The organism is Corallococcus sp. 4LFB, assembly GCF_046520365.1.
In the GTDB taxonomy this organism is placed as follows: Bacteria; Myxococcota; Myxococcia; order Myxococcales; family Myxococcaceae; genus Corallococcus; species Corallococcus caeni.
On the sequence record NZ_JBKGHJ010000463.1, the window covers coordinates 1 to 6,614 of the forward strand.

Consider the following 6,614-nt stretch of genomic DNA (forward strand, 5'->3'; position numbering starts at 1 on the left):
CGGCGATGGCGCAACTGGTGCGCCTGGGAGCGGTGCCGCCGTCGGTCCAGGTCATACGTGCAGGAGGTGCACGCGGCCGCCCGGGCCCACCAGCGAGCACGCCTGCGCGATGGCCTGGACGGACGCGACGGTGAAGTCCACGGGCACCAGGGCGCTGCGGGGCGGCGGGAGGCGGCGCGGCTCGCGCGCCCCGGGCGGGGATGCACGCCACGGAGCGCTCCGCGTGGCGCAGCACGCCCTCCGACACGGAGCCGTGCCACAGCCGCTGCACGCCGCCGCGCAGGTGCATGCCCACCACCGTCAGCTCCGCGCCGCGCGCATGGGCCACGTGCAGCAGGTGGTCCGCCGGGCGGCCATAGCCGGGCTCCAGCACCACCTCCACGCGGCCCTCCCCCTCCAGGTCGCCCAGGCGCTCGCGCACCTCGCGCATCAGCACGCGCTCCACCAGCGGCTCCAACCCCTCCATGGTGCGCTCGCGCGCGTCCAGCCGCTCCACGTGCACGGGGGTGTGGATGCCCAGCCGCTCGCGCTCCTCCAAGGGCGAGCACACGTACGTGGCCAGCACGTCGCACCCGCCCACGCGCCGCAGCTCCCGCAGGAAGGTGATGGCCGCGTCGGACGTGGAGGACCGGGGGTCCACCCCCACCATCACCAGCAGCCGGCGCCTTCCCCGGGCCCAGTCCAGCAGCGCCGTGTCCCGGCGCACCGCCAGCACCGGGGCGCAGCCGTGGCGGGCCAGGCGCTCCGCCAGGGACGTCTTGCGCCAGGGGGACGTGCGCCAGCCCTCCGCGGCCACCACCACCAGCCGGGCGCTCCGGCACTCCTCCTCCCCCAGCAGCGTCTCCACGGAGGCACCCCGCGACTTGCGCGGCTCCACCGTGCCCGTCAGCGCCCTCAGGCGCGCGGCCTCCGCGGCCAGCCCGCCCTCCGCCGCGGCCACGGCGTCCGAGTCCGGGACCGCGTCGTCCACGCCCAGGAGCAGCAGGGGCTCTCCCAGCCGGCTGGCCAGGGTCGCCGCGACGGTGGCCGCGTGCGTGGCGTCCGCGGACAGGTTGGTTGCGCAGATGATGGCCATGGCGGGGCCCCGAGGAGGCGATGCCCGCTGGAGCCTCCCCCGCGCAGAAGGATGCGCACGCCGGCCCCCCGGTGGCGTGACGCCGTCCATGCCGGCCTGCCTGCCCACCAGGGCGGGGCGTCCGGGCGCCCGGGCCCCGGCGCACGGCCCTAGCGCAGGAGCTGCTGGTGCCCGTCGTGGTTGGTGTGGTCCTGGTTCTCCCCCGCGCCGCCGCGCTGGTTCTCCCGGCCGAAGGAGGAGAGGAACACGCCCTGCGCGCTGCTCGCGTAGTGGTACGGCCGGCCCCAGGGGTCGCGCGGCACGGCGTTGAGGTATCTGGGCACCAGCAGATCGTCCAGGTTGCCCTCCTCCGGCAGTTGCCCCCCGTGGTCGGCCTGGTAGCGCTCCAGCGCCCCCAGGATGACGGTGAAGTCGGCGTGGATCTGCTGGGTCTGCTCGGGGTCGCGGCGGCGGAAGGCGGTGAGCACCAGGGCCACGACGAGCGCCAGCCCGAACACCACCGCCACCCAGGGCAGCGGAGAGCGGCGGGACCTTTCGGGGACGGCGGACGGGGAGGAGGTGGCGGCCATGGCACGTCCACCCTAGCGCGTCAGAGCGCGCGGTAAAGCGGCACCGGCTGCTGCTTGCCCTTCAGGCGCACCGGCGGCAGGTCCTCGAAGGCGGTCTCGTTCGCGTCCACCAGCTCCCGCGTGCGCTCGCCCACCAGGATCTCCCCCGGACCGGCCAGCGCGCACAGCCGCGCGGCCACGTTCACCGCGTCGCCGATGCAGGTGTACTCGGCCCTCAGCGCGCTGCCGATGTTCCCGGACACCACCACGCCCGAGTTCAACCCCACGCCCAGCTCCAGCACCAGGGGCCGGCCCTCGCGGCCGTGGGCCACCCACTCGGCCTCCGCCACGGCGCGCAGCTCCGCCACGGCCTCCATCATCATCTTCGCGCACTGCAGGCCCCGGAGCGCGTCGTCCGGGCGGCCCACCGGCGCGCCAAAAACAGCCATCAGCCCGTCGCCCAGGAACTTGTCCAGCGTGCCGCCGCAGGTGAGCACCGCGTCCGACAGCCGGCCCAGCACCTGGTTGAGCACCGCGACCACCTGCTCGGGGGGGAGGCTCTCCGCCAGGCCGGTGAAGTTGCGGATGTCCGCGAACAGCACCGTCACCTCGCGCTTCTCGCCGGCGAGCACCGCCGCGTCCGCGCTCTTGAGGATCTCCTCCACCACCGCGTCGGACGTGTAGCGCGCGAACAGCTTGCGCATGCGCTCCGTCTCGCCCGTGCGGCGCACCACGCTCTCGATGCGCGCCGCCAGCTCGTCCAGGGACGCGGACTTGTTCACGTAGTCGTCCGCGCCCGCGCGCAGGCCGCGCACGCGCTCCGCCTCCCGGTCGTTCGCGGTGAGCATGATGACGGGGATGGCGCTGCGCGGGCCCTCCTTCAGCCGCCGGCACAGCTCCACGCCGTCCAGCCCCGGCATCTCCAGGTCGCTCAGCACGATGGCCGGCTGCAGCCGCCCCATGCCCTCCAGCGCTTCGTACGGGTCCTGGAAGCAGAGGACCTCGTAGCCCAGCGCCACCAGCCCCTCCTGCACGAACGCGCAGGCCAGGGGGCTGTCGTCCACCACCACCACGCGGCGGCGCCCCTCCGTCGCGGGACGCGGCAGGTCCTGCCGGCCGACGATGCGGTTCTGCACGCCCAGCGCTTCGTAGATCTGCTTGTACGTGCAGTGGCCCTGCTCGACGAGGATCTCCCCCAGCCGCCGCCCGTCGCGCCGCTGCCGCGCCAGGGCCTCGTCCAGCTGCGCGAGCGACACGTACTTGAGCCCCACCAGCAGCTCGCCCAGCGGCGGCTGCGCGGGCCCCTTGTCCTGGTTCAGGCCCAGGGCCTCTCCCAGCGCGTCTTGGATCTGCTCGCGCGACACGTAGCCCAGGGAGATGAGCGCTTCGCCCACGCGCTGGCCGGTGAGCGCCTGCAGCGCGAGCGCCTCCTGCACCTGCCCCGGCGTGACGACGCCCAGCTTGAGCAACAGGTCACCGAAGAGGGGATTCGAGGCACTCACGCGGCAACCTCCATTCGCTCACCGTAGCCCAACCCCGGGCCCTGGCCCAGCCCACCCCGGGGGGCCGGGCTCACCCATGCTGGAACACCCGGCCGAAGGCGAGGACGATCTCCAGGATGATCAACGCGACGATCATCACCTCCAGGATGTGCGAGCGGTCGATGTCCACCTCGCCCTTGAGCAGCCCATACGTCTGCGCGAGCAGCTGCTGCTTGCGCGTGACGGAGGCCTGCCACGCGGGGATGCGCAGGCGGCGCACGGCGCCCTCGTAGACCTTGGCCAGGTAGAAGTCGCCGATGATTTTCAGGCTGTTCTCCACCCGCTCCACGAACTCGTTGAGGTCCACGAGCGTGCCCAGCGTCTCGCGCGCGAGGCTGCGGTAGGGGCTGCGGAACAGCGTGAGCCAGCCGGGCTTGCGCGCCTGCACCTCGTCGTGGATGCGCGCGATGTGCTTGTCCAGCCGCTCGTCGTAGTAGCGGAACTCCAGCAGCTGCGCGTTGGCGATCTCCAGCAGGTCCGGGATGTCGCGCGAGCCGGACGGCTCGTAGACGAACGCGCTGTTCCAGTCCACGACGACCAGGTCGTGGGCGGTGTAGCTGAAGCGCACCTGGGTGACGGCCTCGCGCTCGCGCGGCGCCAGCGGCGCGGTGGTGCTCTCCCCCAGGAGCAGCCGCGCGATGTCCGCGCGCTGGAACAGCTCCTCCGCGGAGGGGTTGCCCTGGATGCGCTCGGCGAAGATGACGGTGTAGCTCTCGCTCTGGTCCCAGAGGTGCGGCCCCTGCACGGCGGCGGAGATGGTGCGGCGCACGCCCTCCACCAGCTCCTGGGCCAGGTCCTCCAGGGCCTGGCTGTCATAGAGCTCGTCGGCGACGAGGGTGAGGGTCTCCCAGGTGGTGCCGGGCGCGACGGGGACGCGCAGGATGATGGACGCGGCGCCGTGGTCGAACAGGCGCGCGGTGGCGTCCACGGTGACGGGACCGCCGCGCAGCGCCAGCGGCCTGCGGCCCAGCTCGTAGGCCACGGGCGGGTTGGGCAGCTGGATGTACTGGCTGTTCTCACGCGACAGCTTCAAGCGGCGCGAGTCCTCCGACAGCGCCTTGCGCGCGCGCTCCAGGTCGATCTCCTCCGCGATGTCGAACGTGCGGTAGCAGAGGATGTGGGCCTGTTCGAAGAGCAGCGTCATTCCGTCGGGCGCGGACATGGTGCGGAGAAGCCTACTCGACGTCCTCCCACAGGACCCGCAGTTCCAGGGAAAGCGCCTCGAATGGCTCCGCGTGGACGGCCTCCGCGTCCTGATGGGTTCCCAGCAGCATGTAGTGCAAACCCTCCAAACGGAAGACCTCCAGCGTGCGTTGGAGCGGCTCCACCAGCCAGACGTGCTTCACACCCTCGCGGGCGTAGATGGGTAGCTTCCGCGCCCGATCCAGCCGGAATGTGGAGGGGGACAGCACCTCGCACAGCCAGTCCGGCGCCGTCGTGATGCCCACGACGTTGGGCATCCTGGGCACCCGCTCCCGGCGCCAACCCGCGAGGTCCGGCACCAGGACGTCCTTACCCAGGTGCAGCTCCGGCTCGGAGAGGATGATCCACCCTCCAGGTCCTCCGCGTCCTCGGTCGAAGGGACCGTAGAGCTCGCCTCCCAGATGCGTTGCCGCGAGCGCATGCGGTGACGCCGGCCGGGGGCTCGCGTACAGCTCCCCGTTGACGAGCTCCCCCACCTGGTTCGGCGGGAGCGCTTCCAGGTCTGCGTAGGTGGCGGGCTTTCGGGTCATCTCTAGGACGAAGAACCTAGCAGGTAGGGACATGCCCGGACACTCTCATGCCCGTCTGACACGTGTACCCCGGCGGCCGGGAGCCCCGGAAGGGCTCCCGGGCCTGAAACATTTCCGCTGAAACATTTCCGGATGTTTTACTCAGTCGCCGCCGCCCTCGGGCAGCTTGATGCCAATGCCTGCCGGGCCCGGGCCGTCGTCCGGCAGGTTGCCGACGTGGCCGGGCGTGGGGACGGGGCGGTCTCCCGCCTGACGCTTGTTGTCCTGTTCGTCTTCCGGAAGCTGCGGTTCCTTCCGGGGGCTGTCGTGCTCACCCATGGCGGCTCCTTCGCGCGTTGAGAGGGTTTGACCTCTCCCAAGCTAGGGAGCCCGCGCCCCGGCTGGCACCCCGTCCCTGCCGGCCCGCGGGGCATGCGGGGGCACGAGCGGCACGGGTGTGTTTCAGGCGCCCCGGGGCTTCGCGGGCGGCACCAGCGACGTGCGCACGTCCCACAGCTCCGGGAAGAAGCGCAGGTCCAGCGCCTTGCGCAGGAAGCCCACGCCCGACGAGCCGCCCGTGCCCTGCTTGAAGCCGATGATGCGCATCACCGTCATCATGTGCCGGTAGCGCCAGAGCTGGAACCGCTCCTCCGTGTCCACCAGCTTCTCGCACATCTCATACGCGTCCCAATGTTTCTCGGTGTCCGAGTAGATGCGGCGGAACACCTCCATCACCTGGGCGCTCTTCTCATACGGCTGACGCCAGTCGCGCTCCACGTGGCTTCTGGGAACGTCGTGGCCCATGCGCGACAGGTGGCGCAGGAACTCGTCGTAGATGCCCGGCGACTCCAGCAGGCGGTCCAGCTCCGCGTGCACGCCCGGCACGTGCTTGAAGGGCCCCAGCGCCGCGTCGTCCTTGTTGCCCAGCAGGAACTCCACCGCGCGGTACTGGAAGCTCTGGAAGCCGGACGCGTGGCCCAGCGTGTCGCGGAACTCCAGGTACTCGTTGGGCGTGAGCGTCTCCAGCACGCTCCACTGCTCGAAGAGCATCCGCTGGATGTGCGCGACGCGGGCGAAGATCTTGAAGGACGGCTCCAGCCGGTCCGCCTGGATGTAGCGGATGCAGGCGGACAGCTCATGGATGAGCAGCTTCATCCACAGCTCGCTCGTCTGATGCTGGACGATGAACAGCAGCTCGTCGTGATGGGGAGGCTGGGAACGGGGCACCTGCGCGGACAAGAGCCGGTCCAGCTGCAGGTAATCACCATAGGTCGTCCGGCCCGCGAGGTCCGTGACGATTCCAGGCTCCAGGTCGCGTTTGCTCATGGCCCGGGCACTCATGCACACCAACCCCCTCGCGGCGCAAGCACATCCTCCGCGCGGTCAATCCAGCCACGCTCTTCCAGACGGAAGAACGGGTCCACCACCTCTGCCCGGGCCGGGGCAACTGTACTGCTTAAGCGTTCTTCTGAGCGGCTTCCGCGAGCGCCTTGGAGGCGGCGCGGCCACGGGGCAGCTTGATGTCCTCCACGCTGTTGGGCTCCGCGTAGTCGGCCCACTGGGAGGGACGGCGGTTGGTCTTCTCCAGCATGCGCAGCTTCTGGTAGTGCGCCGCGCAGTAGCCCTTGGTGCGGCTGGGCTTGCCGCAGCCCTTGATGGCGCACTCACGGGCGCCGCCTTCCGCCGCCGCCGGCTTGCGGCCCCGGCGCTTGCCGCCCGACGCCACCGGCGCGCTCAC

7 protein-coding genes and 1 pseudogene are annotated in these 6,614 nt (G+C 71.4%); all 8 read right to left on the reverse strand.

Going from position 1 to position 6,614, the window contains the following annotated elements; translation table 11 throughout:
• Window positions 1-1,075, reverse strand: a 1,075-nt coding sequence (locus ACLEQD_RS34035) for a universal stress protein (RefSeq protein WP_410389789.1), incomplete at its 3' end; no start/stop codon positions are given.
• 149 nt (window positions 1,076-1,224) lie between these two features.
• Window positions 1,225-1,644 carry a type II secretion system protein GspG gene (locus tag ACLEQD_RS34040; RefSeq protein ID WP_410389791.1) on the reverse strand — a complete coding sequence of 140 codons (420 nt, stop codon included), beginning with the start codon at window positions 1,642-1,644 and terminating at the stop codon, window positions 1,225-1,227.
• A gap of 20 nt (window positions 1,645-1,664) precedes the next feature.
• A complete protein-coding gene (locus ACLEQD_RS34045; protein ID WP_410389793.1) occupies window positions 1,665-3,125 on the reverse strand; it encodes a response regulator in 1,461 nt (486 codons plus the stop codon).
• Window positions 3,126-3,195: 70 nt separating this feature from the next.
• Window positions 3,196-4,326 (reverse strand): hypothetical protein, encoded by a 1,131-nt coding sequence (locus ACLEQD_RS34050; protein ID WP_410389795.1) that lies wholly within the window; start codon window positions 4,324-4,326, stop codon window positions 3,196-3,198.
• 13 nt (window positions 4,327-4,339) lie between these two features.
• A complete protein-coding gene (locus ACLEQD_RS34055; protein ID WP_410389797.1) occupies window positions 4,340-4,897 on the reverse strand; it encodes a Uma2 family endonuclease in 558 nt (185 codons plus the stop codon).
• A 141-nt stretch (window positions 4,898-5,038) separates the two neighbouring features.
• Window positions 5,039-5,215, reverse strand: coding sequence for a hypothetical protein (locus ACLEQD_RS34060; RefSeq protein WP_410389799.1), 177 nt, complete (start codon window positions 5,213-5,215; stop codon window positions 5,039-5,041).
• 123 nt (window positions 5,216-5,338) lie between these two features.
• Window positions 5,339-6,202, reverse strand: coding sequence for a tryptophan 2,3-dioxygenase (locus tag ACLEQD_RS34065; protein WP_410389801.1), 864 nt, complete (start codon window positions 6,200-6,202; stop codon window positions 5,339-5,341).
• A gap of 130 nt (window positions 6,203-6,332) precedes the next feature.
• Window positions 6,333-6,614, reverse strand: a pseudogene (locus ACLEQD_RS34070) (cell wall protein); the annotation flags it as partial.

What these genes read in the sequence shown, in the direction of transcription:
- ACLEQD_RS34040 (WP_410389791.1), bottom strand. Translation starts at nt 1,644, where the DNA reads ATGGCCGCCACCTCCTCCCCGTCCGCCGTCCCCGAAAGGTCCCGCCGC.
- ACLEQD_RS34050 (WP_410389795.1), bottom strand. Translation starts at nt 4,326, where the DNA reads ATGTCCGCGCCCGACGGAATGACGCTGCTCTTCGAACAGGCCCACATC.
- ACLEQD_RS34055 (WP_410389797.1), bottom strand. Translation starts at nt 4,897, where the DNA reads ATGACCCGAAAGCCCGCCACCTACGCAGACCTGGAAGCGCTCCCGCCG.
- ACLEQD_RS34060 (WP_410389799.1), bottom strand. Translation starts at nt 5,215, where the DNA reads ATGGGTGAGCACGACAGCCCCCGGAAGGAACCGCAGCTTCCGGAAGAC.
- ACLEQD_RS34065 (WP_410389801.1), bottom strand. Translation starts at nt 6,202, where the DNA reads ATGAGCAAACGCGACCTGGAGCCTGGAATCGTCACGGACCTCGCGGGC.